Origin of the sequence: Pseudomonas sp. 67(2021) (genome assembly GCF_017491835.1) — a bacterium.
Lineage (GTDB): Bacteria > Pseudomonadota > Gammaproteobacteria > Pseudomonadales > Pseudomonadaceae > Aquipseudomonas > Aquipseudomonas atacamensis.
Map to the genome: position 1 here is coordinate 1 of NZ_JAFGYL010000026.1, position 25,508 is coordinate 25,508.

30 protein-coding genes and 1 tRNA gene are annotated in these 25,508 nt (G+C 59.1%); 28 read left to right on the forward strand and 3 right to left on the reverse strand.

Annotated elements, in window-relative coordinates:
- Positions 1-225 (reverse strand): hypothetical protein (locus tag J5M66_RS23695; protein ID WP_207817506.1); only part of this gene is annotated, 225 nt, incomplete at its 3' end.
- A 220-nt stretch (positions 226-445) separates the two neighbouring features.
- Between J5M66_RS23695 and J5M66_RS23700 the strand changes: the two genes are divergently transcribed.
- From J5M66_RS23700 to J5M66_RS23715, 4 genes are all read left to right on the forward strand, one after another.
- Complete coding sequence (locus tag J5M66_RS23700; protein ID WP_223630792.1) at positions 446-664, forward strand: DUF6429 family protein; 219 nt, start codon at positions 446-448, stop codon at positions 662-664.
- A gap of 200 nt (positions 665-864) precedes the next feature.
- Positions 865-1,410: a PAAR domain-containing protein gene (locus J5M66_RS23705; RefSeq protein ID WP_206421602.1), complete on the forward strand. Its 546-nt coding sequence runs from the start codon at positions 865-867 to the stop codon at positions 1,408-1,410.
- A gap of 10 nt (positions 1,411-1,420) precedes the next feature.
- A complete protein-coding gene (locus J5M66_RS23710) occupies positions 1,421-2,203 on the forward strand; it encodes a hypothetical protein (protein ID WP_206421603.1) in 783 nt (260 codons plus the stop codon).
- A complete protein-coding gene (locus J5M66_RS23715; RefSeq protein ID WP_122507813.1) occupies positions 2,188-2,544 on the forward strand; it encodes a hypothetical protein in 357 nt (118 codons plus the stop codon). Before J5M66_RS23710 ends, J5M66_RS23715 begins: the two co-directional genes overlap by 16 nt.
- A gap of 313 nt (positions 2,545-2,857) precedes the next feature.
- Here the strand turns inward: J5M66_RS23715 and J5M66_RS23720 are convergent.
- Positions 2,858-2,942: transfer RNA gene (locus J5M66_RS23720), tRNA-Leu, on the reverse strand.
- Positions 2,943-3,050: 108 nt separating this feature from the next.
- On the opposite strand from J5M66_RS23720, the gene queA reads away from it, so the two are divergent.
- From queA to J5M66_RS23750, 6 genes are all read left to right on the forward strand, one after another.
- A complete protein-coding gene (gene queA / locus J5M66_RS23725) occupies positions 3,051-4,115 on the forward strand; it encodes a tRNA preQ1(34) S-adenosylmethionine ribosyltransferase-isomerase QueA (protein ID WP_123444221.1) in 1,065 nt (354 codons plus the stop codon).
- A 14-nt stretch (positions 4,116-4,129) separates the two neighbouring features.
- Positions 4,130-5,245 (forward strand): tRNA guanosine(34) transglycosylase Tgt, encoded by a 1,116-nt coding sequence (gene tgt / locus J5M66_RS23730; RefSeq protein WP_160768392.1) that lies wholly within the window; start codon positions 4,130-4,132, stop codon positions 5,243-5,245.
- Between the two features lie 43 nt (positions 5,246-5,288).
- The gene (yajC, locus tag J5M66_RS23735) at positions 5,289-5,627 is read left to right on the forward strand and encodes a preprotein translocase subunit YajC (protein WP_016773317.1); all 339 of its coding nucleotides are present in this window, start codon (positions 5,289-5,291) and stop codon (positions 5,625-5,627) included.
- A gap of 65 nt (positions 5,628-5,692) precedes the next feature.
- Entirely contained in the window at positions 5,693-7,561 is a 1,869-nt protein-coding gene (gene secD, locus J5M66_RS23740; RefSeq protein ID WP_016773318.1) for a protein translocase subunit SecD, read from the forward strand.
- A gap of 9 nt (positions 7,562-7,570) precedes the next feature.
- The gene (gene secF, locus J5M66_RS23745) at positions 7,571-8,485 is read left to right on the forward strand and encodes a protein translocase subunit SecF (RefSeq protein WP_016773319.1); all 915 of its coding nucleotides are present in this window, start codon (positions 7,571-7,573) and stop codon (positions 8,483-8,485) included.
- 121 nt (positions 8,486-8,606) lie between these two features.
- Positions 8,607-9,155, forward strand: a complete 549-nt coding sequence (locus tag J5M66_RS23750; protein ID WP_007916907.1) for a glycine zipper 2TM domain-containing protein — start codon at positions 8,607-8,609, stop codon at positions 9,153-9,155.
- A gap of 243 nt (positions 9,156-9,398) precedes the next feature.
- Here the strand turns inward: J5M66_RS23750 and suhB are convergent, their stop codons facing one another.
- Positions 9,399-10,217 carry an inositol-phosphate phosphatase gene (gene suhB, locus J5M66_RS23755; protein ID WP_016773320.1) on the reverse strand — a complete coding sequence of 273 codons (819 nt, stop codon included), beginning with the start codon at positions 10,215-10,217 and terminating at the stop codon, positions 9,399-9,401.
- 145 nt (positions 10,218-10,362) lie between these two features.
- Between suhB and trmJ the strand changes: the two genes are divergently transcribed.
- From trmJ to bamB, 18 genes are all read left to right on the forward strand, one after another.
- Positions 10,363-11,133, forward strand: a complete 771-nt coding sequence (gene trmJ, locus J5M66_RS23760) for a tRNA (cytosine(32)/uridine(32)-2'-O)-methyltransferase TrmJ (protein WP_073473313.1) — start codon at positions 10,363-10,365, stop codon at positions 11,131-11,133.
- 3 nt (positions 11,134-11,136) lie between these two features.
- On the forward strand, positions 11,137-11,913 hold the full coding sequence (gene cysE / locus J5M66_RS23765) for a serine O-acetyltransferase (RefSeq protein WP_207809305.1): 777 nt from the start codon (positions 11,137-11,139) through the stop codon (positions 11,911-11,913).
- A gap of 240 nt (positions 11,914-12,153) precedes the next feature.
- Positions 12,154-12,645, forward strand: coding sequence for a Fe-S cluster assembly transcriptional regulator IscR (iscR, locus tag J5M66_RS23770; RefSeq protein ID WP_016773323.1), 492 nt, complete (start codon positions 12,154-12,156; stop codon positions 12,643-12,645).
- 50 nt (positions 12,646-12,695) lie between these two features.
- A complete protein-coding gene (locus J5M66_RS23775) occupies positions 12,696-13,910 on the forward strand; it encodes an IscS subfamily cysteine desulfurase (protein ID WP_207809303.1) in 1,215 nt (404 codons plus the stop codon).
- Positions 13,911-14,010: 100 nt separating this feature from the next.
- Positions 14,011-14,397 (forward strand): Fe-S cluster assembly scaffold IscU, encoded by a 387-nt coding sequence (gene iscU, locus J5M66_RS23780; protein WP_003227907.1) that lies wholly within the window; start codon positions 14,011-14,013, stop codon positions 14,395-14,397.
- Positions 14,398-14,431: 34 nt separating this feature from the next.
- Positions 14,432-14,755: an iron-sulfur cluster assembly protein IscA gene (gene iscA / locus J5M66_RS23785; RefSeq protein ID WP_003227904.1), complete on the forward strand. Its 324-nt coding sequence runs from the start codon at positions 14,432-14,434 to the stop codon at positions 14,753-14,755.
- Between the two features lie 8 nt (positions 14,756-14,763).
- The gene (gene hscB / locus J5M66_RS23790; RefSeq protein ID WP_024014219.1) at positions 14,764-15,285 is read left to right on the forward strand and encodes a co-chaperone HscB; all 522 of its coding nucleotides are present in this window, start codon (positions 14,764-14,766) and stop codon (positions 15,283-15,285) included.
- A gap of 50 nt (positions 15,286-15,335) precedes the next feature.
- Positions 15,336-17,201, forward strand: coding sequence for a Fe-S protein assembly chaperone HscA (hscA, locus tag J5M66_RS23795; RefSeq protein WP_073473310.1), 1,866 nt, complete (start codon positions 15,336-15,338; stop codon positions 17,199-17,201).
- Entirely contained in the window at positions 17,201-17,542 is a 342-nt protein-coding gene (gene fdx, locus J5M66_RS23800; RefSeq protein WP_016773327.1) for an ISC system 2Fe-2S type ferredoxin, read from the forward strand. The genes hscA and fdx overlap by 1 nt, the downstream gene beginning before the upstream one ends.
- A 14-nt stretch (positions 17,543-17,556) precedes the next feature.
- A complete protein-coding gene (gene iscX, locus J5M66_RS23805; RefSeq protein ID WP_016773328.1) occupies positions 17,557-17,757 on the forward strand; it encodes a Fe-S cluster assembly protein IscX in 201 nt (66 codons plus the stop codon).
- An 87-nt stretch (positions 17,758-17,844) separates the two neighbouring features.
- The gene (ndk, locus tag J5M66_RS23810) at positions 17,845-18,270 is read left to right on the forward strand and encodes a nucleoside-diphosphate kinase (RefSeq protein ID WP_016773329.1); all 426 of its coding nucleotides are present in this window, start codon (positions 17,845-17,847) and stop codon (positions 18,268-18,270) included.
- 28 nt (positions 18,271-18,298) lie between these two features.
- Positions 18,299-19,447 (forward strand): 23S rRNA (adenine(2503)-C(2))-methyltransferase RlmN, encoded by a 1,149-nt coding sequence (gene rlmN / locus J5M66_RS23815; protein ID WP_024014215.1) that lies wholly within the window; start codon positions 18,299-18,301, stop codon positions 19,445-19,447.
- A gap of 12 nt (positions 19,448-19,459) precedes the next feature.
- Complete coding sequence (pilW, locus tag J5M66_RS23820) at positions 19,460-20,218, forward strand: type IV pilus biogenesis/stability protein PilW (RefSeq protein ID WP_123444222.1); 759 nt, start codon at positions 19,460-19,462, stop codon at positions 20,216-20,218.
- Positions 20,218-21,237, forward strand: a complete 1,020-nt coding sequence (locus tag J5M66_RS23825) for a RodZ family helix-turn-helix domain-containing protein (RefSeq protein ID WP_130888233.1) — start codon at positions 20,218-20,220, stop codon at positions 21,235-21,237. Before pilW ends, J5M66_RS23825 begins: the two co-directional genes overlap by 1 nt.
- Positions 21,238-21,240: 3 nt before the next feature.
- Positions 21,241-22,350, forward strand: a complete 1,110-nt coding sequence (gene ispG / locus J5M66_RS23830; RefSeq protein WP_016773332.1) for a flavodoxin-dependent (E)-4-hydroxy-3-methylbut-2-enyl-diphosphate synthase — start codon at positions 21,241-21,243, stop codon at positions 22,348-22,350.
- 22 nt (positions 22,351-22,372) lie between these two features.
- The gene (gene hisS / locus J5M66_RS23835; RefSeq protein WP_024014212.1) at positions 22,373-23,662 is read left to right on the forward strand and encodes a histidine--tRNA ligase; all 1,290 of its coding nucleotides are present in this window, start codon (positions 22,373-22,375) and stop codon (positions 23,660-23,662) included.
- Positions 23,663-23,703: 41 nt separating this feature from the next.
- A complete protein-coding gene (locus J5M66_RS23840; protein WP_207809301.1) occupies positions 23,704-24,345 on the forward strand; it encodes a tetratricopeptide repeat protein in 642 nt (213 codons plus the stop codon).
- The gene (bamB, locus tag J5M66_RS23845; protein WP_016773335.1) at positions 24,338-25,489 is read left to right on the forward strand and encodes an outer membrane protein assembly factor BamB; all 1,152 of its coding nucleotides are present in this window, start codon (positions 24,338-24,340) and stop codon (positions 25,487-25,489) included. The genes J5M66_RS23840 and bamB overlap by 8 nt, the downstream gene beginning before the upstream one ends.
- Positions 25,490-25,508 lie beyond the last annotated feature (19 nt).

Here is a 25,508-nt window from a genome sequence, read left to right on the forward strand (position 1 = left end):
CCCCAACGGCTTCTCGACCCCGCCCAAAGCATCCAGCGCCAGATTCAGGCATTCGTTCATCTTGAACTGGATGGCCTCGACATCGCCGCGTTTCACCAGTAACTCGAAAACGTCTTTCTGATAATCGCCCATGACCATGTCATCGCGCAGGATCGGGCTCAGGCCTTCTTCTTCGTAGGCAAGTTTGAGGGAGAAGAGGGCGACGGTTTCCAGTGAGGTTTCCATGGGGATGTCTGTCAGTGAAGTGGATGGCTTGAAACCAATGCGCGAAGTACCGGCGGAGTCTGTCGTGCGGGCGTGATTATACGGGCGGTCATCGCATTCGAGGCAACCAGCAATCGGGCATCTAAAACCTACAAGCTCGCGCAGCATTGACATCCACTTTGATACGACGCTTTGATTACAAACACTGAACATCAGCGGAGTGACCATCATGGAATACGACATGAAACTGATCGACGACGCCGTCCTTGCTCTCCTGGCAGCCTATAGCTCCGACGACGGCAATGCGTGGAAGGGCTATGACTTCGAGATCATGAACCGCTTGCACGAACAGGGTTTGATCAGTAATCCGGTTAACAGGAACAAGTCGATATGGTTGACGAAGGAAGGGGTGGAGCGGGGGTGGGAGATTGCTGATCGGATGTTTGCAGTCAAGGAGTAGGGAGGAGCCGCGTCCCATTCTGAAACTTGAGTTGATGGCAAGGTAGAAAACGCCAGCGAAGTACCAACCGCGTTAACCCAAGCAACAGGTAGCGCGGTCTGGTGATCGAGCACTTTTTTGAATGATCGGATGCGGCCGTCCAGGCTGAATTTCGTGATAGGTTTACCTCTCGAAAAGGATTTTTTTGACAGGAGTCATTCATGGCTAACCCAGCCGCTCGTAAAAGCGATCCCTCCAGCTGTCCTGTTCCAGGGCACGGAACCAACCCCATCGCGACAGGTTCGCCTGACGTTTTCTTCGATGGTTTGCCCGCAGCTCGCCAAGGTGATTCATGTACCTGCGGCAGTGCGCTCTCTTCGGGGCTTTCCTCGACAGTTTTCATAAATGGTAAAAATGCTGCCACGATCAATACCGGCGGTACGCACGGCAGCATCGTAATAGGTGGGTCGAGCACAATCATCATTGGCGATACGCACACCCCGTGCGACTTTGTTCCACCCGAACCTCTAATCGGACAAGCCGGATGGATTGGCTTCAGAATTCCTGCCGAGGAAAGTTATGAGGGACTTTCCTGTATCGCCCACTTTGATGATGGTTCATCACTCCTGGGCGTATTCAACAACGACAATGCGGTCAAATTCGCAAATCCATCGGGCAAGAAGTGCTTGATGCTCAAATTCGAGGAAGAACAGCCTGCAGAAGGCTCGTCTCTTACTGAAAGCCTTTTGAGCAAAATATTGGGATAAGGACCGTCCTATGACCGAACCGTACATTGTGACAGGCAGCTACGTAGTCCAGCGCGAGCACGCCCTTCAGGACTCGCCACTCGACAGGGCGCTAGAGCTGATGGAGGGCAGTGCGCTGAGATTTTCACTGGATGCCATCTCTGATGAAAAGATCAGGGCGAGCTATACCAAGAATATCAAGCGTATGTCTCAACAAGTTAGAGACGACGTGAAAGCGGGAAGAATTACGGCGCAAGAAGGTGTGAAGTTTAGTCATGAGATGCGTAACAAAATCATGATGGAGCATCGTAAATTCACGTCAGCGCAAGGATTGGCGATCGCTCAGAGGAAAAAGAAAGACGGGAAAGGACTGAAAACACTATTGGATATCTACTCTGAAAACTTTTTTCAGAAGGGGTATGACAGTCTTTCGGATGTAGAGAAGAACAAAGTTCACTACGCCATCTTGGAATCCTCCGGTCGTGATAATGCGAGATTCACGGCCGGCACCAAAAAAATGCTGGTCATGGGCAAGCTTGGTGTTCTCGTGACGGCGGCTCTGGCAACCTATCAAATTCTGAATGCTGACAACAAACCCAAAGAAGCTGCTCGCCAAGGCATCATTGTTGGTTCGGGGGCGGTCGGCGGTGTTCTCGCGGGGATGGGCGTTAGCGCACTCTGCGGCCCAGGCGCTCCTATTTGTGCGATAGCAGTTGTCTTGGCAGGAACAATCGCCGGCGGTGTTGCAGGCGAAGCAGTGGCAAGTTCATTGGACGAAGAGTTAGAGGAGCTCACACATTGGGACATCTTCTGACCGAGCCACAACTGACAAAAGTTAGAGCCGCTCTTTCCGAGCCATTCAATGATTTTCCCGTGGAATATGATTATTTGGCGAATAAGGTGAGAGGTGTAGACCCTGAAATCCTTTACTCAATTCTTTATTCCGAGGTCGCGCCGGTGTGCTTTACCAATCTCGTTGCACCTGTGCCTCCGATATGGACGGGTTTCGACCCCGACATACTCAGAGAATCGATTGAGGAAAGGCTGGAAGCTAGGGAGCGAAACTGGTTTCGTCGCCAGTTCGATAAAGTGCTGGTTCGTTGGTTGAAGTACAACTACGCGTACATCTGGGAGGAAATCGAAAGTAGGCTTTGAGCTCGAACTAGCCGGGATCAGGCGATTATGACAGGGCGTTTGGCAAAACCTGCGGCACGTAACCGATCCGGCCAGTTCCCCAGCGTCAGGACATGGAGTCAGAGCAATTACTGCAGGTTCGATTGAGGTTTTTTGATGGGCTTGTTGCCCTAGACGGTTGGGCATTAGGCTAGCCGGTGGCGCGTTGGCCCCGGCGCCGCAAGAGTGAAAAGCTGGTTGCCCTGATTGTTTTGGAAAAAAGACAAAAACAACCCTCCACTTTCCACCAGACGAAAAAAAAGGCCCTGCTTTCGCAAGACCTTTTTCTCTGTGTTGGTGCCCCGAGGGAGACTCGAACTCCCACTCCTTTCGAAAACGGATTTTGAATCCGCCGCGTCTACCAATTCCGCCATCAGGGCTCAATGGCGGCGAAGTATAGAGAGGTGATTACCGTTGGTCAATCACGTTTCATGGTCAATTTTTGATATTTCCGCTAGACTTTCCGGCCCTGCTAGACGAACCCCATCATGCGCGTTGCTGACTTTACTTTCGAGCTTCCTGATTCGCTGATCGCCCGCCATCCGTTGGCCGAGCGTCGCGGTAGTCGCCTGCTGACCCTTGATGGGCCGAGCGGCGCCCTGGCACACCGTCAATTCACTGATTTGCTTGAGCATTTGCGCCCGGGCGATTTGATGGTGTTCAACAATACCCGGGTGATTCCGGCGCGGCTGTTCGGGCAGAAAGCGTCCGGCGGCAAGCTGGAAATTCTCATCGAGCGCGTGCTCGATGCGCACCGCGTGCTGGCCCATGTGCGCTCCAGCAAGTCGCCGAAACCGGGTTCGAAGATCCTTATCGACGGCGGTGGCGAAGCCGAGATGCTCGCGCGTCATGATGCGTTGTTCGAGCTGGGTTTTGCCGAGGAAGTCTTGCCGCTGCTCGATCGCGTCGGGCACATGCCGTTGCCTCCTTATATAGACCGCCCGGATGAAGGCTCGGATCGCGAGCGTTATCAGACCGTGTACGCCCAGCGTCTGGGTGCGGTCGCAGCGCCGACGGCGGGGCTGCATTTCGATGAGCCGCTGATGCAGGCGATTGCTGCCAAGGGCGTCGAGACTGCATTCGTGACATTGCACGTGGGCGCGGGGACGTTCCAGCCGGTGCGTGTCGAGAAGATCGAAGATCACCACATGCACAGCGAGTGGCTGGAAGTCGGCCAGGACGTGGTCGATGCGGTCGCTGCGTGCCGTGCGCGGGGCGGTCGGGTGGTTGCGGTCGGCACCACCAGCGTGCGTTCGCTGGAAAGTGCGGCGCGCGATGGTGTGCTCAAGCCGTTCAGTGGCGACACCGACATCTTTATCTATCCGGGCCGGCCGTTTCATGTGGTCGATGCCCTGGTGACCAATTTCCATTTACCGGAATCCACGCTGTTGATGCTGGTTTCCGCGTTTGCCGGTTATCCCGAAACCATGGCCGCCTACAAGGCCGCCGTGGAAAACGGCTACCGCTTTTTCAGTTACGGGGATGCGATGTTCATCACCCGCAATCCCGCTCCAACTGCCCCTGAACAGACAGGCCCAGAGGAAACAGAATGAGTCGCGAATGTCGAATGTCCTTTGAGCTGCTGGCCACCGATGGCAAGGCTCGTCGTGGTCGCCTGACCTTCCCCCGTGGCACCGTCGAGACCCCGGCGTTCATGCCGGTCGGCACCTACGGCACGGTCAAGGGCATGCTGCCGCGCGACATCGTCGCCACTGGCGCGGAAATCATTCTGGGCAACACCTTTCACCTGTGGTTGCGTCCCGGCACTCAAGTGATCAAGGAACATGGCGACCTGCACGATTTCATGCAGTGGAAAGGCCCGATCCTCACCGACTCCGGCGGCTTCCAGGTGTTCAGCCTCGGCGCGATGCGCAAGATCAAGGAGGAGGGCGTGACCTTCGCTTCTCCGGTCGACGGCGCCAAAGTGTTCATGGGCCCGGAAGAGTCGATGCAGGTGCAGCGCGATCTGGGTTCCGACATCGTGATGATCTTCGACGAATGCACGCCGTATCCGGCTGACGAAGACGTCGCGCGGGTATCGATGGAGCTGTCGCTGCGCTGGGCGCAGCGTTCGAAGAATGCTCACGGCGACAACACCGCGGCGCTGTTCGGCATCGTCCAGGGTGGCATGCATGAAAACCTGCGCATGCGCTCGCTCGAAGGCCTCGACAAGATCGGCTTCGACGGCCTCGCCATCGGCGGTCTGTCGGTGGGCGAACCGAAGCACGAAATGATCAAGGTGCTGGATTATCTGCCGGGCCAGATGCCCGCTGACAAACCTCGTTACCTTATGGGCGTTGGCAAACCGGAAGATCTGGTTGAGGGTGTGCGCCGCGGGGTGGACATGTTCGATTGCGTGATGCCAACCCGTAATGCCCGCAATGGGCATCTGTTCATCGATACCGGTGTGCTGAAGATCCGTAACGCGTTCCATCGCCATGATGAATCGCCGCTGGATCCGACCTGCGATTGCTACACCTGCCAGAACTTCTCGCGCGCTTATCTGCATCACCTGGACAAGTGCGGCGAAATGCTCGGCAGCATGCTCAATACCATCCATAACTTGCGCCATTATCAGGTGCTGATGGCTGGTTTGCGCGAGGCTATTCAACAGGGTACATTGGCCGCCTTTGTCGATGCCTTCTACGCCAAACGCGGACTTCCCGTTCCGCCTTTGGACTGAGTTTTCTGACCCCAAGATTCAACATTTGCAACTGGAGTGCTAAATGAGCTTTTTTATCTCTAACGCCATGGCTGACGCAGCTGCACCGGCTGCTGCAAGCCCAATGGGCGGCGGCTTCGAGTGGATTTTCCTGGTCGGCTTCCTGGTCATCTTCTACCTGATGATCTGGCGTCCACAGGCCAAGCGCGCCAAAGAGCAGAAGAACCTGCTGAGCAGCCTGCAGAAGGGCGACGAAGTCGTGACCACTGGCGGCATCGCCGGCAAGATCACCAAGGTTGCCGATGACTTCGTGGTTCTGGAAGTGTCCGACACCGTGGAAATGAAGTTCCAGAAAGGCGCCATCGCCGCCACGCTGCCAAAAGGCACGCTGAAAGCGATCTAAGAGCAACAACTTCTACTCAATCGACGGGGCGCGCAAGGCGCCCCGCGTTCATAACGGGCGGCGTGATGCTGAACAAATACCCTCTGTGGAAATACATTCTGATCCTGGCGGTGCTGGCGATCGGTCTGATTTATTCCGCTCCCAATCTTTACCCCGATGACCCGGCGATTCAGATCAGCGGCGCCAGCACGGCTCTGCAGGTCAATGACGCCGATCTGGCTCGCGTCAGCACAGCGCTGAAAGAGTCCGGCATCAACGTCAAGGCGGCTACGCTGACGGCGGGCGGCAAGGGCGGTCTGATCCGTCTGAGCAAGGCTGAAGATCAGCTGCCGGCCAAGGACGTTGTACGCAAGGCATTGGGTGATGACTACGTCGTCGCGCTGAACCTGGCACAGACCACCCCGCAATGGCTGCGCAACCTCGGTGCGCACCCGATGAAGCTGGGTCTGGACTTGTCCGGTGGTGTGCACTTCCTGCTCGAAGTGGACATGGACAAAGCCCTCGATGCACGCCTGAAAGTCTACGAAGGCGACGTCAAGAGCCTGCTGCGCAAAGAGAAGCTGCGCTATCGCAGCCTGCCGCAACTGGGCGGTGCCATTCAGTTGGGCTTCAGCGATGAAGATTCCCGCGAACAGGCCCGTGCGCTGATCCGCAAGAACTTCAACGATTTCGACATTGTTCCGGCCGACCTCAACGGTCAACCGGTGCTGCGTCTGGCGATGACCCCGGCCAAGCTGGCGGAAATCCGTGAATACTCCATCAAGCAGAACCTGACCACGGTACGTAACCGCGTCAACGAGCTGGGTGTTGCCGAACCGATCGTGCAGCGTCAGGGCGCCAACCGCATCGTGGTTGAGCTGCCGGGCGTGCAGGACACTGCCGAAGCCAAGCGTATTCTCGGCAAGACGGCCAACCTTGAGTTCCGTCTGGCCGCCGAGCCGGGCGCTTCGAAAGCCACTTCCGAATCGTTCGAATTCCGCGAAGGCAACCGTCCTCCTGCGCAGATCGAGCGTGGCCTGATCATCACCGGTGACCAGGTCACCGACGCCAAGGCCGGTTTCGGCGAACACGGCACGCCTGAAGTGAACATCCGTCTGGATGGTCATGGTGGCGAGCTGATGAGCCGCGCGACCCGTTCCAACGTCGGTCGCAGCATGGCGGTGATCTTCATCGAACAGCGTCCGGTCACCACTTACACCAAGCAAGTGGTTGATGGCGTCGAGAAAGACGTCGCGGTGCAGACGTTCAAGGAAGAGAAGAAGATCATCAGCCTGGCGACCATTCAGTCGCCGCTGGGTGCGCAATTCCGCATCACTGGCCTGAACGGTCAGGGCGAGTCGTCCGAGCTGGCGCTGCTGCTGCGTGCCGGTGGTCTGGCTGCACCGATGTACTTCGCTGAAGAGCGCACAATCGGTCCGAGCCTGGGTGCTGACAACATCACCAAAGGTATCGACGCTTCCCTGTGGGGCATGCTGTTCGTGTCGCTGTTCATCATCGCCATCTACCGCTTCTTCGGCGTCATCGCCACCGTTGCGCTGGCGGTGAACATGGTGCTGCTGCTGGCATTGATGTCGTTGCTGGGTGCCACGCTGACCCTGCCGGGTATCGCCGGTATCGTCTTGACCATGGGTATGGCGGTCGACGCTAACGTACTGATCTTCTCGCGGATTCGTGAAGAGATCGCCGCCGGCATGACTGTGCAGCGGGCAATCAACGAAGGCTTCGGCCGGGCATTCACCGCGATTCTCGACGCCAACCTGACCACCTTGCTGGTCGGCGGCATTCTCTTCGCCATGGGCACCGGCCCGGTGAAGGGATTCGCAGTGACGATGTCCCTCGGGATCTTTACCTCGATGTTCACGGCCATCATGGTGACCCGCGCAATGGTCAACCTGATCTTTGGCGGACGTGACTTCAAGAAGTTGTGGATTTAAGGGGCTGCCATGTTACGTACAATCAACTTCATGGGCGTTCGCAACTTCGCGTTCGGCGTCACATTGCTGCTTACCGTCATTGCCTTGTTCAGTGTTGCCACCAAGGGCATGAACTGGGGCCTGGACTTCACCGGCGGTACGCTCATCGAGCTGACCTACGAGCGTCCGGCCGACGTCACCAAGGTGCGCGAGCAACTGGCGACTTCCGGTTATCACGAAGCCGTGGTGCAGAACTTCGGTGCGACCACCGACCTGCTGGTGCGCATGCCGGGTGAAGACCCGCAGTTGGGCCATCAAGTAGCGGAAGCGCTTCAAAAGGTCGGCGGTGACAACCCGGCGACGGTCAAGCGTGTCGAGTTCGTCGGCCCGCAGGTCGGTGAAGAACTGCGCGACCAGGGCGGCCTCGGCATGCTGCTGGCGCTCGGCGGCATCCTGATCTACCTGGCGTTCCGCTTTCAGTGGAAGTTTGCGGTCGGCGCCATTGTGTCGCTGATCCACGACGTGATCGTGACCGTGGGTATCCTCTCGTACTTCCAGATCACCTTCGATCTGACAGTGCTGGCGGCAGTGCTGGCGATCATCGGTTACTCGCTGAACGACACCATCGTGGTCTTCGACCGGGTGCGTGAGAACTTCCGCGTGCTGCGCAAGGCGACGCTGATCGAGAACATCAACATCTCGACCACTCAGACCCTGCTGCGCACCATGGCGACCTCGATCTCCACTCTGCTGGCGATCGCGGCGCTGCTGTTCTTCGGTGGCGACAACCTGTTCGGTTTCTCCATCGCACTGTTCATTGGTGTACTGGCGGGTACCTACTCGTCGATCTACATCGCCAACGTGGTGCTGATCTGGCTGAACCTGACCACCGAGGATCTGATTCCTCCGGCCAACACCGATAAGGAAGTCGACGATCGTCCATAACGGCCAGCGATTTCCCGGCTGTCAGCCAACAAAAGGCGCGAGTTGAACTCGCGCCTTTTTTTGTGCTCCAAGGCTGGGAGAAGCGCGGGCGCGTCCCGCATGTGATGGTCAGGAGGTTCATGTGAACAAGTCGTTGCTGGTTGGTGCGGTATTGGGTGCTGTCGGTGTCACAGCCGGGGGTGCTGTTGCCACCTACAGCCTGGTTAAAAGCGGCCCTGAGTATGCGCAAGTATTAGCCGTTGAGCCGGTCAAGACACAGATCAAGACTCCACGTGAAGTATGCAAGGATGTAACGGTGACCCGTCAGGCACCGGTAAAAGATCAACACCAGATCGCCGGTACCGTGGTCGGCGCGCTGGCCGGTGGTTTGCTGGGTAACCAGATTGGCGGCGGCACCGGCAAGAAGATTGCCACGGTGGCCGGTGCGGTCGGTGGCGGTTATGCGGGCAACAAGGTGCAGGAGGGCATGCAGGAGCGTGACACCTACACCACCACGCAAACCCGCTGCAACACGGTCAATGACATCAGCGACAAGGTCGTCGGCTACGACGTGCGTTACTCGCTTGATGGCAAGGAAGGCAAAGTGCGGATGGATCGCGATCCGGGCAACCAGATTCCGGTCGACAAGGAAGGCAAGCTGATCCTGTCGCAGAATGAGCCGGCTCAGTAAAGCGCTACTGTTGTGAAAAGAAGCACCCTGCGGGGTGCTTTTTTTATACCCGCGATTCAGGGCAGCGCGCGATTCTCATCTGTGGGAGCGAGCCTGCTCGCGAATACGGTCTACCAGTTGATATTTCCTTTGCTGGCACGCCCTATTCGCGAGCAGGCTCGCTCCCACAGGGAAATTGTGGTGTTTGGAATTGTAGGCATAAAAAAAGCACCCCGAAGGGTGCTTTCTGGTTTCGCGGAAAGCTTAGCGCTTCAGCGAGGCCGGCAGGTGCGGCTGGATCGCCGTCAGCACTGCCTTGAAGCATTTGGTGTTGCCGGCAACGATGTGGCCTTTCTCAAGGAAGTCGTGACCGCCGGTGAAGTCGCTCACCAGGCCGCCGGCTTCTTGAATCAGCAGGGCGCCTGCAGCCATGTCCCACTCGGACAGGCCCGATTCCCAGAACGCATCGAAACGACCGGCAGCTACGTAAGCCAGGTCCAGGCTCGCCGAACCGGCGCGGCGGATGCCGGCAGTCTGGCCAACCAGGGCGCGGAACATGCCGAGGTAGTTGTCGAGGTTGTCCATCTGGTCGTCACGGAACGGGAAGCCAGTGCCGAGCAGAGCGCCGTCGAGGCTGGTGCGACCACTGACGCGCAGGCGACGACCGTTCAGTTGAGCGCCGCGACCACGGCTGGCGGTGAATTCTTCCTGGCGGACCGGGTCCAGAACTACTGCGTGTTCCAGGCGACCACGATATTTGCAGGCAATGCTCACTGCAAAGTGCGGAATGCCACGGAGGAAGTTGGTGGTGCCGTCCAGCGGATCGATGATCCACAGGTACTCTTCGCCTTCGATGCCGGTGCCAGCGTGCAGGCCGGTTTCTTCACCCTGAATCGAGTGATTCGGGTAAGCCTTGCGCAGGGCATCGATGATTTTCTGTTCAGCGGCGCGATCGACCTCGGATACGTAATCCTTGGCGTCTTTTTCGTCGACCTTGATGGTATCCAGGCGCTCGATGGAGCGGAAGATCAGTTCACTGGCGCTGCGGGCGGCGCGCAGCGCGATATTCAGCATGGGCTGCATGGATGTGTCACCTAAGGTTGTTAAAGAAAGCCGCGCATTCTATCAGAACTTTTCTTCAGGTGAAGGACGCTGTTCGCTTTCATAGCTTAACGGTAGGCTGTTCTGTAAGATTTGCCCCCCTTTCCTGTGTCCGAGAGCGCCTCCCTTGCTGCAGAACATTCGTGTCGTCCTGGTCAACACCAGCCACCCCGGCAACATCGGCGGGGCCGCGCGCGCCATGAAAAACATGGGTCTGTCGCGACTGGTGCTGGTCGAACCGCGGGTCTTCCCGCACCACGAGGCCGACGCCCGCGCCTCCGGTGCCGGTGACATCCTTGAAAACGCGCAAGTCGTCGCCACCTTGGAAGATGCTCTGGTCGGCTGCAATCTGGTGCTCGGCACCAGCGCCCGCGACCGGCGCATTCCCTGGCCCCTGCTCGATCCGCGCGAATGCGGCAACAAAGTGGTTGAGGAAGCCGGGCAGGGCGCCGAGATTGCTTTGGTGTTCGGCCGTGAAGATTCCGGCCTGACCAACGAAGAGCTGCAGCGATGTCATTTTCACGTGCACATCCCTTCCGACCCGACCTTCAGTTCGCTGAATCTCGGGGCGGCGGTGCAGGTATTGAGTTATGAAGTGCGCATGGCCTGGCTGGCCGCACAGGGTCAGCCGAGCAAGGTCGAGAAAGAAGAAGTGGCCTCGGTGAAAAGCGCCGAGCTGGCGACCATGGATGAGCTGGAGCGATTCTATGAGCACCTGGAGCAGACACTGGTTGCCATCGAATTCCTCGACCCGGAAAAGCCACGCCACTTGATGGCGCGCCTGCGCCGGTTGTACGGACGCAGCTCGGTCAGCCGGGCGGAAATGAATATTTTGCGTGGCATCCTCACGGAAACCCAGAAAGCGGCCCGTGGCGAGCTTCTAAAGCGGAAGGATTGAATGATGTTTGAGCGTTTGCGTGAAGATATCCAAAGCGTATTCCATCGAGACCCGGCGGCGCGTAACGCTTTTGAAGTCCTGACCTGCTACCCCGGCATGCATGCGATCTGGATTCATCGTTTGGCCGGCATGCTCTGGCGCAACGAGTTGAAGTGGCTGGCGCGACTGGTGTCGAACTTCGGTCGCTGGCTGACCGGGATCGAGATTCATCCGGGCGCCAAGGTCGGTCGGCGGTTCTTCATTGACCACGGCATGGGCATCGTTATTGGTGAAACCGCCGAGATCGGCGACGACGTCACCATCTATCAAGGCGTGACCCTCGGCGGCACCAGCTTGAACAAAGGCAAGCGCCACCCGACTCTCGGAGACGGCGTTGTAGTCGGTGCCGGGGCCAAGGTTCTCGGTCCGTTCATGGTGGGTGCCGGCGCCAAAGTCGGCTCCAACGCTGTGGTCACCAAGGAAGTGCCGCCGGGCGCCACGGTGGTGGGGATTCCGGGGCGGATCATCATCAAGACCGACGAAGAGCAGGACGCCAAGCGCAAAGCCATGGCGGAAAAGATCGGTTTCGACGCCTACGGTGTCAGCGAAGACATGCCTGACCCGGTGGCCCGGGCCATCGGCCAATTGCTCGATCATCTGCAAGCAGTGGACGGGCGCCTGGAAGGCATGTGCGGCGCGCTGAAGGATCTGGGCAGCAATTACTGTGCGAAAGATCTGCCTGAGCTGCGCGAAGAAGACTTCGCTTGCGTCAAGGGCAAGGACGAATCGAAAGCCGGCTGAACTGCGGCGCTGCTTTTCGCGCGCAGGCTCGCTCCCACAAGAGCAATGCATTCCAATGTGGGAGCGAGCCTGCTCGCGAAGAACGATCACGCGGTTGCGCTGGCTGTCCGCGCCCCGTCTTTGCTATAGTGCGCGCGCTCTTTTGCGGGTAAACCCGACTAAAGCACTAGGTCTTATAGTTGACTTAAATGCTCGGGAATTGCATACTCCCGCCCATTCCGAACTCCGTGGTAACTGTCCATGCGACTGACTACAAAAGGCCGATACGCCGTGACCGCCATGCTTGACCTGGCGTTGCACGCGCAGCACGGGCCGGTGTCTCTGGCCGATATCTCCGAGCGCCAAGGCATCTCCCTGTCCTACCTCGAACAGCTGTTCGCCAAGCTGCGCCGCAGCAACCTGGTTTCCAGCGTTCGCGGTCCGGGTGGTGGCTACCAGTTGTCCCGCGACATGCAGGGCATCCAGGTCGCCCAGGTGATCGATGCGGTGAACGAATCGGTCGATGCCACCAAGTGCCAGGGGCAGGGCGATTGCCATTCCGGTGATACCTGCCTGACCCATCATCTGTGGTGCGACTTGAGCCTGCAGATTCACGAATTTCTGAGCGGTATCAGCTTGGCCGACCTTGTGACTCGCCGTGAGGTGCAAGAAGTAGCCCAGCGTCAGGACCAGCGCCGTTGCAGCAGCAAGGCGCCACGCCTGGACAAGATTGAAGCGTCCGCCGTCGAATGACAGCCGAAGAGCTACCCGCGGCACGCCAGCCCTGATTTAGGAGATAGTCCATGAAATTGCCGATTTACCTTGATTACTCTGCAACCACCCCGGTTGATCCGCGCGTTGCGCAGAAAATGAGTGAATGCCTGCTGGTCGACGGAAACTTCGGTAACCCGGCGTCCCGTTCCCACGTGTTCGGCTGGAAGGCTGAAGAGTCCGTCGAAAACGCCCGTCGTCAGGTGGCCGATCTGGTCAATGCCGACCCGCGCGAAATCGTCTGGACCTCCGGCGCGACCGAATCCGACAACCTGGCGATCAAGGGCGCGGCACATTTCTACGCCTCCAAGGGCAAGCACCTGATCACCAGCAAGATCGAGCACAAGGCTGTCCTCGATACCATGCGCCAGCTGGAGCGTGAAGGTTTCGAAGTGACTTACCTCGAGCCGACCGAAGACGGTCTGATCACCCCGGCAATGATCGATGCTGCACTGCGCGAAGACACCATTCTGGTGTCGGTGATGCACGTCAACAACGAAATCGGCACCGTCAACGACATCGCTGCGATCGGCGAACTGCTGCGCTCCAAGGGCGTGCTGTTCCACGTCGACGCCGCTCAGTCCACTGGCAAGGTCGAGATCGACCTGCAGAAGCTGAAAGTCGACATGATGTCGTTCTCCGCCCACAAGACTTATGGCCCTAAAGGCATCGGCGCGCTGTATGTCAGCCGCAAGCCGCGTGTGCGCATCGAAGCGACCATGCACGGCGGCGGTCACGAGCGCGGCATGCGTTCCGGCACCTTGGCGACCCACCAGATCGTCGGCATGGGCGAAGCGTTCCGCGTAGCCAAGGAAGACATGGCCGCTGAAAACGTGCGCATCAAAGCCTTGAGCGATCGCTTCTACAAGCAGGTCGAGCATCTGGAAGAGCTGTACGTCAACGGCAGCCTGACCGCCCGCGTTCCGCACAACCTGAACCTGAGCTTCAACTACGTTGAAGGCGAGTCGCTGATCATGGCGCTCAAGGATCTGGCGGTATCGTCCGGTTCGGCCTGCACCTCGGCTTCGCTGGAGCCTTCGTACGTACTGCGCGCCCTGGGCCGCAACGACGAACTGGCACACAGCTCGATCCGCTTTACCTTCGGCCGTTTCACCACCGAAGAAGAAATCGATTACGCTGCGCAGAAAGTCTGCGAGGCCGTTACCAAGCTGCGCGCCCTGTCGCCGCTGTGGGACATGTACAAAGACGGCGTCGATATCTCGAAAATCGAGTGGGCGGCACACTAACTATAGAAGCCGCCGGATACAGATCCTGTAGCGACGCGGCGTTAACGCAGCGCAGTTGCAGGGTCTCAAGAGCGGCCCTGATGAGTGAGGATTGAGAATCATGGCTTACAGCGAAAAGGTCATCGACCACTACGAAAACCCGCGCAACGTCGGCAAGATGAACGCGGAAGATCCTGATGTCGGCACCGGCATGGTCGGCGCTCCGGCGTGCGGCGACGTGATGCGTCTGCAGATCAAGGTCAACGATCAGGGCGTTATCGAAGACGCCAAGTTCAAGACCTACGGTTGCGGTTCGGCAATCGCCTCCAGCTCCCTCGCTACCGAGTGGATGAAGGGCAAGACCCTGGACGAAGCCGAAACCATCAAGAACACTCAGCTGGCCGAAGAACTGGCCCTGCCGCCAGTGAAAATCCACTGCTCCGTGCTCGCTGAAGACGCTATCAAAGCGGCTGTTCGCGACTACAAGCAGAAGAAAGGCTTGATCTGAATTTCAAGATTCGGCGACGAGTAAGGAGTCAACGATGGCTATCAGCATGACAGAAGCGGCTGCTCGACACGTGCGGCGCTCCCTCGACGGGCGCGGCAAAGGTGAAGGGATTCGTCTGGGTGTTCGCACCACAGGCTGTTCCGGCCTTGCCTATGTGCTGGAGTTTGTCGACGAGGTAGTGGCGGAGGATCAGGTGTTCGAGAGTCACGGCGAAAAAGTGATCATCGACCCGAAAAGCCTGGCCTACCTGGACGGCACCGAGCTCGACTTCGTCAAGGAAGGGTTGAACGAAGGCTTCAAGTTCAACAACCCCAACGTGCGCGGTGAATGTGGCTGCGGCGAAAGCTTCAACATCTGAGGCTGGTCGTGGGTATTCCTTGTCATTTCGCTTTATTCGAGCTGCAACCGAGCTTCCGCCTGGATCTCGAGCAGTTGGCCACGCGCTACCGTGAGTTGGCGCGCGGCGTCCATCCTGACCGCTTTGCCGATGCATCCGAACGCGAGCAGCGCTCGGCGCTCGAGCAATCGGCGCGGCTCAACGACGCCTACCAGACGCTCAAGAGCCCGGCCCAGCGCGCACGCTACCTGCTGAAAATCAGCGGGCATGAAGTGCCGATGGAAATCACCGTCCACGATCCCGAGTTTCTTTTGCAGCAGATGCAATGGCGCGAAGAGCTTGAAGATCTGCAGGACAGTGCCGACCTCGACGGTGTCGCGGTATTCAAGCGTCGCTTGAAGGCGGCTCAGGAACAGCTCAACGAAAGCTTCGCAGCCTGTTGGGATGATGCAGCGCAACGCGAGCAGGCCGAACGCCTGATGCGGCGCATGCAGTTCCTCGACAAGCTCACCTACGAAGTGCGCCAGCTGGAAGAGCGCCTCGACGATTAACCCAGTGCTGCCCTGATTGCACGCTGACAGACAGACAAGACCTGATCACCATGGCTCTACTGCAGATCGCCGAACCCGGCCAAAGTCCTCAACCGCACCAGCGTCGCCTGGCTGTGGGCATCGACTTGGGTACTACCAATTCGCTGGTCGCTGCGCTGCGCAGTGGTCTTTCCGAACCGCTGGCCGACGCCAACGGGCAGGTCATCCTGCCGTCCGCCGTGCGTTATCACGCCGACCGCGTCGAAGTCGGTGAGTCCGCCAAGCTGGCAGCAGCCTCCGATCCCCTGAACACCGTGCTCTCGGTCAAGCGCTTGATGGGTCGTGGTCTGTCCGACGTCAAGCAATTGGGCGAGCAGTTGCCGTATCGCTTTGTCGGCGGCGAATCGCACATGCCGTTCATCGATACCGTGCAAGGCCCGAAAAGCCCGGTTGAAGTCTCCGCCGATATCCTCAAGGTCCTGCGTCAGCGCGCTGAGGCGACCTTGGGTGGCGAGCTGGTTGGCGCGGTGATCACCGTTCCTGCCTACTTCGACGATGCGCAGCGTCAGGCCACCAAAGATGCGGCCAAGCTCGCTGGTCTTAACGTGTTGCGTCTGCTCAACGAGCCGACTGCGGCTGCGGTGGCTTACGGTCTGGATCAGCACGCTGAAGGTCTGGTGGCGATATATGACCTGGGCGGCGGTACTTTCGATATTTCCATTCTGCGTCTGACTGGCGGCGTCTTTGAAGTTCTGGCCACTGGCGGCGACAGCGCGCTGGGCGGCGATGACTTCGATCACGCGATTGCCGGCTGGATCATTGAGAGCGCTGGCCTGTCCGCCGATCTCGATCCGGGCGCACAGCGCAATCTGCTGCAAACTGCCTGTGCGGCCAAAGAAGCTTTGACCGACGCCGCCAGCGTTGAGGTGGCTTACGGCGACTGGAAAGCCCAGTTGACCCGTGAAGCCTTCGATGCGCTGATCGAACCGATGGTCGCGCGCAGCCTGAAAGCCTGCCGCCGCGCCGTTCGCGATTCCGGTATTGAACTGGAAGACGTCCACGCTGTGGTCATGGTCGGCGGTTCGACCCGTGTGCCGCGCGTTCGCGAAGCCGTTGCCGAAGCCTTCGGTCGTCAGCCTTTGACGGAAATCGACCCGGATCAAGTGGTGGCCATCGGGGCCGCGATCCAGGCCGACACCCTGGCTGGCAACAAGCGCGATGGCGGCGAACTGCTGCTGCTCGACGTGATTCCGCTTTCCCTTGGTTTGGAAACCATGGGCGGTCTGATGGAGAAGGTGATTCCGCGCAACACCACCATCCCCGTCGCCCGCGCTCAGGACTTCACCACCTATAAAGACGGCCAGTCGGCCATGGCGATCCACGTGTTGCAGGGTGAGCGCGAGCTGATCAGCGATTGCCGCTCTCTGGCTCGCTTCGAATTGCGCGGCATTCCGGCGATGGTGGCCGGTGCGGCGAAAATTCGCGTGACCTTCCAGGTCGATGCCGACGGTCTGCTCAGCGTGTCTGCCCGTGAGTTGGGTTCGGGCGTTGAGGCGAGCATACAGGTCAAGCCTTCCTATGGTCTGACCGATGGCGAAATCGCCAAGATGCTCAAGGATTCGTTCCAGCACGCCAATGACGACAAGGTCGCCCGTGTTCTGCGTGAGCAGCAAGTCGATGCCCAGCGCCTGCTCGAAGCGGTGCAGGGCGCGCTGGAGGCGGATGGCGAGCGTTTGCTCGACGCCGAAGAGCGCATGGTTATCGAACTGCAAATGCAGGAACTGGCCGAACTGATGAAAGGTACCGATGGTTACGCCATCGAGCAGCAGACCAAACGTCTGTCGCAAGTGACCGATGCTTTTGCTGCCCGCCGCATGGATCTGACGGTGAAAGCCGCTCTGTCGGGGCGCAACCTGAATGAAATCGAGGATATCTGATGCCGCAGGTCATTTTTCTGCCCCACGAGAAGTTCTGCCCTGAGGGCATGGTGGTCGAGGCTGCGCCCGGCACATCGATTCTCGAGCTGGCCCACGAACACCATATCGAGATGGAAAGCGCATGCGGCGGCGTCTGCGCCTGCACCACGTGCCATTGCATCATCCGCGAGGGTTTCGACTCGCTGGAAGAGGCCGACGAGCTGGAAGAAGACTTCCTCGACCGTGCCTGGGGCCTTGAGGCGCAATCGCGTCTGGCTTGCCAGGCCATCGTCGGTGAGGAAGACCTCACCGTCGAGATTCCGAAATATTCGCTTAACCATGCGGCCGAAGCGCCGCACTGACTGGTAAGACTGTCATGAGCTACGGTTGGAATGATGTTCAACGCATTGCAGAAGAGCTGGCCGAGGCCCACGAGGGACTCGACCCGTACTCTGTAGGTTTTGTCCGTTTGCAGCAGATGATTCTTGAACTGCCTGACTTCGATGCTACTTCCGGCCGGGTCGGCGAGAAGGTGCTCGAAGCGGTTCAGGAGCTCTGGGCCGCAGAATTGGACTGATCGTCTCGCAGGTTAGGCAATACCCAAGAACCCGCGTATAATTCGCGGGTTTAATTTTTCGCAAATTACCGTTTCTGGAGTTACACCATGGCTGTTCAACGTACTTTCTCCATCATCAAGCCTGACGCCGTTGCTAAAAACGTGATCGGCAAGATCACCACTCGCTTCGAAGACGCTGGCCTGCGCGTTGTAGCTTCGAAACTGAAGCAACTGTCCAAAGCCGAAGCCGAAGGCTTCTACGCTGAGCACAGCGAGCGCGGTTTCTTCGGTGACCTGGTTGCTTTCATGACTTCCGGTCCGGTTGTCGTTCAGGTTCTGGAAGGCGAAAACGCTATCGCTCGCAACCGTGAGCTGATGGGCGCTACCAACCCTAAAGAAGCTGCTCCAGGCACCATCCGTGCTGACTTCGCTGAATCGATCGACGCCAACGCCGTTCACGGTTCGGACTCCGAAGCTGCTGCCGCTCGCGAAATCGCTTACTTCTTCGCAGCTACTGAAGTAACCACTCGCTAAGCATTGCTTGCAGAGTGAAGGTGAATCCATGACTACATCGACTGTTAAAACAAACCTGCTGGGTCTGACCCAGCCGGAAATGGAAAAATTCTTCGACTCAATCGGGGAGAAGCGTTTCCGTGCCGGTCAGGTAATGAAATGGATTCACCACTTTGGCGTCGATGATTTCGACGCCATGACGAACGTCAGCAAAGCCTTGCGCGACAAGCTCAAGGCCATTGCTGAAGTGCGTGGTCCGGAAGTGGTCAGCGAGGACATCTCCAGCGACGGCACCCGTAAATGGGTGGTTCGCGTGGCGTCCGGCAGCTGCGTCGAGACCGTGTACATTCCCCAGGGCAAGCGCGGCACCTTGTGCGTTTCGTCCCAGGCAGGCTGTGCCCTGGATTGCAGTTTCTGCTCCACCGGCAAGCAAGGCTTCAACAGCAACCTCACCGCCGCCGAAGTCATCGGTCAGGTGTGGATTGCCAACAAATCTTTCGGCAGCGTCCCGGCCACCGTCGACCGCGCCATCACCAACGTGGTGATGATGGGCATGGGCGAGCCGTTGCTGAACTTCGACAACGTCGTCGCCGCCATGCATCTGATGATGGATGACCTCGGCTACGGGATCTCCAAGCGCCGCGTGACCCTGTCCACCTCGGGTGTGGTGCCGATGATTGATGAGCTGGCCAAGCACATCGACGTATCCCTGGCGTTGTCCCTGCACGCACCGAATGACGCATTGCGTAACCAATTGGTGCCGATCAACAAGAAATATCCGCTTAAGATGCTGCTCGAGTCGTGCCAGCGCTACATGTCCGCCCTTGGCGAGAAACGTGTGCTGACCATCGAGTACACCTTGCTCAAGGACGTCAACGACAAGCTTGAGCACGCGGTGGAAATGATCGAGTTGCTTAAAGATATCCCGTGCAAGATCAACCTGATCCCGTTCAACCCGTTCCCGCACTCCGGGTACGAGCGGCCGAGCAACAATGCCATCCGCCGCTTCCAGGATCAGTTGCATCAGGCCGGTTTCAACGTCACCGTGCGCACCACCCGTGGTGAAGACATCGATGCCGCATGTGGTCAATTGGTAGGGCAGGTGCTGGATCGCACCCGTCGCAGCGAACGTTACATCGCCGTGCGCGAGTTGAGCGCCGACAGCGATCTGGCACAGAACGCCGCGAACACTAACTAAGAGAGGATCTCTATGTCCCTGCGCTTTGCGCTGCTGTTGCTGTTGGCCAGCCTGTGTGCTGGTTGTGTCCTGTCGGGTGACTACAACCCGATGAAGACCAGCAAGGGCCGCGATGAAGCGCGGGCTGCCTACGTGCAGCTGGGGCTGGGCTATCTGCAGCAAGGCATGACCGAGCGCGCCAAGGTGCCATTGAAGAAAGCGCTTGAGCTGGACGGTTCCGACCCCGACGCCAATGCGGCCCTCGGTCTGGTGTTTCAGGCCGAGATGGAGCCGGCACTGGCCGACGAGCACTTTCGCAAGGCCCTGTCCTCACGTCCCGCCGATGCGCGCATCCTCAACAACTACGGCAGTTTTCTCTACGAAGAACAGCGCTACAAGGAAGCCTACGAGCGTTTTGAACAAGCGGCCGCCGATACCCTGTATCCTGAGCGCTCGCGGGTCTTCGAAAACCTCGGCATGACCGCCGCCAAGCTTGGCCAGCGTGATCTGGCCCAGCAACAGCTGGAAAAAGCCCTGCGCCTGAATCGCCAACAACCACGCGCATTGCTGGAAATGGCTGAGTTGTCCTTCGAAGACAGGCATTATGTGCCCGCGCGTGACTATTACGACCGTTTCAGCCAGCTCACCGAACAAAATGCACGTAGTCTATTGCTCGGCGTTCGGCTGGCAAAAGTGTTTGAAGATCGCGACAAGGCAGCCAGTTACGGTCTGCTATTAAAACGACTCTATCCCGGTACGCCGGAATATCAGCAATACCTGTCGGAGCAATGATGAAAGCGGCGCATCCCGAAGTTGTAGCAGCGAATCGCGTAAATCCCGGTGAGACCCTGCGCCAGGCCCGCGAAAGCAATGGCTGGTCGCTGGCCGAAGTGGCCCTCAAGCTCAACCTCACCGTGACATCCCTGAGCAATCTTGAAGCCGGCGCTTTCGACAAGCTGCCGGGGCATACCTTCGCTCGCGGTTACATTCGCGCCTATGCCAAATTGCTCGGCATGGACCAGACCGTTCTGGTTCAGCAGTTCGACCAGTCCACCGGCACCGACTCCCAGGGCAGCAACGTTCACGCCCTCGGTCGTATCGAAGAGCCGGTGCGGGTTTCCCACACCATTTTGCGTATCGTCAGCCTGTTGCTGCTGATCGCGGTCATCGGCGGCGGATTCGTCTGGTGGCAGGATCAGACCTCGCAGCGCACCCGCGATCTGACCAGCCTCGCACCGGAGCACGTCGAAGTCGAAGGCGCTGACGGCACCACGCAGATCCACCCGATCGACGAGCCGGAAGACCAGGCTGTCGCCGAAAATCAGGCTGACAATTCGACATCGCTGGCCTTGCCGCAGTCGGAAACCAGTGCTGAATCCACCGGCGCCGAATCTGCTGCGCCAGCAGCCGAGCCGGCTGCCCCGGCAGTTGCGCCAAGCGCACCGGCACAGACGCCTGCGCCAGTGGTGGCGGCTCCGGCCACTCCAGCGCCGAATGTCCCAGCGACACCTGCCCCGACCGCGCCGGTCGCCCAAGCGCCAAGCGCTGAAGCAGCTGCTCCGGTTGCCGGCGAAGGCCAGGTGCAATTGCAGTTCACCGGCGATTGCTGGGCACAGGTGACCGATGGCCGTGGCAAAGTGATTTTCAGTGGTCTGAAGCATAAAGGCGACAGCGTGACCGTTTCCGGCAAACCGCCGCTCAATGTGCGTCTGGGCGTTGCCCGCGCAGCACAGGTCAGCTACAACGGCCAACCGGTCGATATCGCTCCGTTCACCAGTGGCGAGACTGCTCGCCTGAAGTTGGGTCAATAAGTCATGCACGGCGAATCTCCAATCAAACGTCGCGAATCGCGCAAGATCTGGGTCGGCAACGTACCGGTGGGCGGCGACGCGCCGATCGCTGTGCAGAGCATGACCAACAGCGATACCAATGATGTCGCTGCGACCGTGGCGCAGATCAATCGTCTGGAAGCCGCCGGCGTCGACATCGTTCGCGTCTCGGTGCCGGACATGGACGCCGCCGAGGCGTTCGGCAAGATCAAGCAACTGGTCAAAGTGCCGTTGGTGGCTGACATCCACTTCGACTACAAAATCGCCTTGCGCGTGGCCGAACTGGGTGTGGATTGCCTGCGTATCAATCCGGGCAACATCGGTCGTGAAGATCGTGTGCGTGCCGTGGTCGATGCGGCCCGTGATCGCGGTATTCCGATCCGCATCGGCGTCAATGCCGGTTCCCTGGAAAAAGACCTTCAAAAGAAATACGGCGAGCCGACCCCGGCGGCGCTGGTTGAATCCGCGCTGCGCCACGTTGAACATCTCGAACGCTTGAATTTCCAGGACTTCAAGGTCAGCGTGAAAGCCTCTGACGTGTTCATGGCCGTCGAAGCCTACCGCTTGCTGGCGAAAGAAATCGTTCAGCCGCTGCACTTGGGCATCACCGAAGCTGGCGGTTTGCGTTCGGGCACGGTGAAATCCGCCGTGGGCCTAGGTATGCTGCTCGCCGAAGGGATTGGCGATACTATCCGCATCTCGCTGGCGGCCGACCCGGTCGAGGAAGTGAAGGTCGGTTACGACATTCTCAAGTCTTTGCATCTGCGTTCCCGTGGCATCAACTTCATCGCCTGCCCGAGCTGCTCGCGGCAGAACTTCGATGTGGTGAAAACCATGAACGAGCTGGAAGGGCGCCTTGAAGACCTGCTGGTGCCGCTGGATGTCGCGGTCATCGGTTGCGTGGTCAACGGCCCCGGCGAAGCCAAGGAAGCCCATATCGGCTTGACCGGCGGCACGCCCAACCTGATTTACATCGACGGCAAGCCGTCGCAGAAGCTGACGAATGACAATCTGGTGGACGAGCTGGAAAAGCTGATCCGCCAGAAGGCGGCCGAAAAGGTCGAAGCTGACGCTGCCGTTATCGCGCGCGGCTGATCGAACGAATTAAGGAAATTTTGTGAGCAAGTCTCTGCAAGCCATTCGTGGCATGAACGACATCCTGCCCGAACAGACCCCGCTGTGGCGTTATTTCGAAGGCACCGTGGCGCGTCTGCTGGATAACTACGGTTACAAGCAGATCCGCATGCCCATCGTCGAGTTCACCGAGCTGTTCAAGCGCTCGATCGGCGAAGTCACCGATATCGTCGAAAAAGAGATGTACACCTTCGAAGACCGCAACGGCGACTCGCTGACCCTGCGCCCGGAAGGCACCGCAGCCTGCGTACGTGCAGTGCTCGAGCACGGCATCACCGGCGGCGGTCAGGTGCAGAAACTCTGGTACATCGGCCCGATGTTCCGCCACGAGCGTCCGCAGAAAGGCCGTTATCGCCAGTTCCACCAGATCGGTCTGGAAGTGTTCAACCTCGACGGTCCGGACATCGACGCCGAGCTGATCATCATGACCTGGCGCCTGTGGGGCGAGCTGGGCATCCGTGATGCGGTCAAGCTCGAACTCAACAGCCTCGGCACCAGCGAATCCCGTGGTCGCTATCGTGAAGCGCTGGTCGAGTACCTCTCGGCGCACCACGACAAGCTCGACGAAGACAGCCAGCGTCGTCTGAAAACCAACCCGCTGCGCGTGCTCGACACGAAAAATGCCGACACCCAGGCCGTGCTGGTCGATGCGCCGAAAATGGCCGACTACCTCGACGACGAGTCCCGCGCTCACTTCGAAGGCCTGAAGGCGCGTCTGGATGCCGTCGGCATTCCTTACGTGCTCAACCCGAAACTGGTGCGTGGCCTCGATTACTACAGCAAAACCGTTTTCGAATGGGTCACCGACAAGCTCGGCGCCCAGGGCACCGTGTGCGCGGGCGGCCGTTACGACGGTCTGGTCGAGCAGATGGGCGGCAAGCCAACCCCGGGCGTCGGTTTCGCCATGGGCATCGAGCGTCTGGTGTTGATGCTCGAAACCCTCGAGCAGATCCCGCAGGAAATTTCCCGTCAGGTCGACGTCTACCTCTGCGCCTTCGGTGAAGAGGCCGAGCTGGCCGGTCTGGCCCTGGCTGAACGGGTTCGCGATGAACTTCCAAACCTGCGCCTGCAAGTCAATGCCGGCGCCGGCAGTTTCAAAAGCCAGTTCAAGAAGGCCGACAAGAGCGGTGCGCTGTACGCATTGATCCTCGGTGACGACGAAATGGCCCAGCAAGTGGTAGGTTTCAAACCCCTGCGTGGCCAGGGCGAACAACAAAGCATTGCCTGGGATGCGCTCGCCGCTCACCTGGCCACCTGCGTCGTGCAGGGTTGAAGCTGTCTTAACAGCCGATTTAGCGATTAAGGAGTATTGGGGTGTCGAGTACCGAAGACGAACAGTTGGCGGATTTGAAGGACTGGTGGACACGCAACGGCAAACCTCTGGTCACCGGCGGCCTGTTGGCGCTGGTCATCGTGTTCGGCTGGCAGGCATATCACAAATACCAGAGCAACCAGTCGCAAGGCGCCTCGGTGCTCTATCAGCAATTGCTGGAAACCACGCTGACGCCTGACGGCAAGCCTGATGCCGCCCGCGTTGCGGATCTGGCCGGCAAGCTCAACAGCGAATACGGCGGTTCGGCCTACGCGCAGTACGGCAGCCTGTTCGTCGCCAAAGTAGCGGTCGACAGCGGCAAGCTGGACGACGCGGCAACCGAACTCAAAGCCATCGTCGACAAGCCGGCCAACCCGGCGCTGGGCGAAATCGCCCGTCAGCGTCTGGCGCAGGTGCTGGGCGCGCAGGACAAGGCCGAAGACGCCCTGAAACTGCTCGACGGCGATGCCGACAAAGCGTTCCTGGCCACTCGCGAAGAACTCAAGGGCGACCTGCTGGTGCGCTTGGGCCGTACCGATGACGCGAACAAGGCGTATCAAAAAGCCAAGGCGGCACTGTCGGATGAAGCGGCGGTCGGTGGCCTTCAAATCAAGCTCGACGACCTGTCCAAAGGGGATGCGTGACGTGATCCGTTGGAAGCATGCAGCATTGCTGGCTCTGGCCCTTCTGGCCGCGGGTTGCAGCAGCAACAGCAAGAAAGAATTGCCACCGGCCGAATTGACCGACTTCAAAGAAGAAGTCGTTCTGCAGAAGCAGTGGAGCCGCTCGATCGGTGACGGTCAGGGCGAGACCTACAACATGCTGGTGCCGGCGATCGACGGTGACACCATCTACGCCGCTGATGTGACCGGTGTGGTAATGGCGCTGGATCGCAGCAACGGCGACGTGAAGTGGGACCAGGATCTGGAACTGCCTGTCTCCGGCGCCGTTGGCGTGGGTTACGGTCTGGTACTGATCGGTACCCTGCGTGGCGAAGTCGTCGCTCTGGACACCAGCAACGGTGAAGAGAAGTGGCGTGCCCGCGTCAACAGTGAAGTCCTCGCGCCGCCGGCCAACAATGGCGACGTGGTCGTTGTGCAGACCCAGGACGATCGTCTGATCGGTCTGGACGCTGCCACCGGCAACCAGCGCTGGGTGTATGACAGCACCCCGGCGGTCCTGACCCTGCGTGGCACCAGTGCTCCGCTGGTCACCAACCGTCTGGCGGTAGCTGGCCTGTCGACCGGTAAAGTGGTCGCGCTGGACATCTCCAACGGCGTGCCGGTGTGGGAACAACGCATCGCCATTCCACAGGGTCGTTCGGAACTGGAGCGCGTGGTCGACATCGACGGCGGTCTGCTGCTGTCCGGCGGCACGCTGTATGTGGCCAGTTATCAGGGTCGCGTTGCGGCACTGGACCTGGAAAGCGGTCGTCAACTGTGGCAGCGCGATGCGTCGAGCTACGCCGGTATCGCTCAAGGTTTCGGCAGCGTCTACGTGAGCCTGTCTTCGGGCACCGTTGAAGGCGTCGACGAGCGTTCCACCACCGCACTGTGGAGCAACGACTCGCTGGCTCGCCGTCAACTGTCGGCACCGGAAGTGTTCTCCAGCTACGTAGCTGTGGGTGACCTGGAAGGTTATCTGCATCTGCTGAGTCAGGTCGACGGTCGTTTCGTCGGCCGTGAGCGCATCGACAGCGACGGCCTGCGTGCCCGTCCGCTGGTGGTGGGCGACACGATTTATGTGTATGGCAACAGCGGCAAACTGGAAGCCCTGACCATCAAGTAACAACTATGCTTGGGGTTCA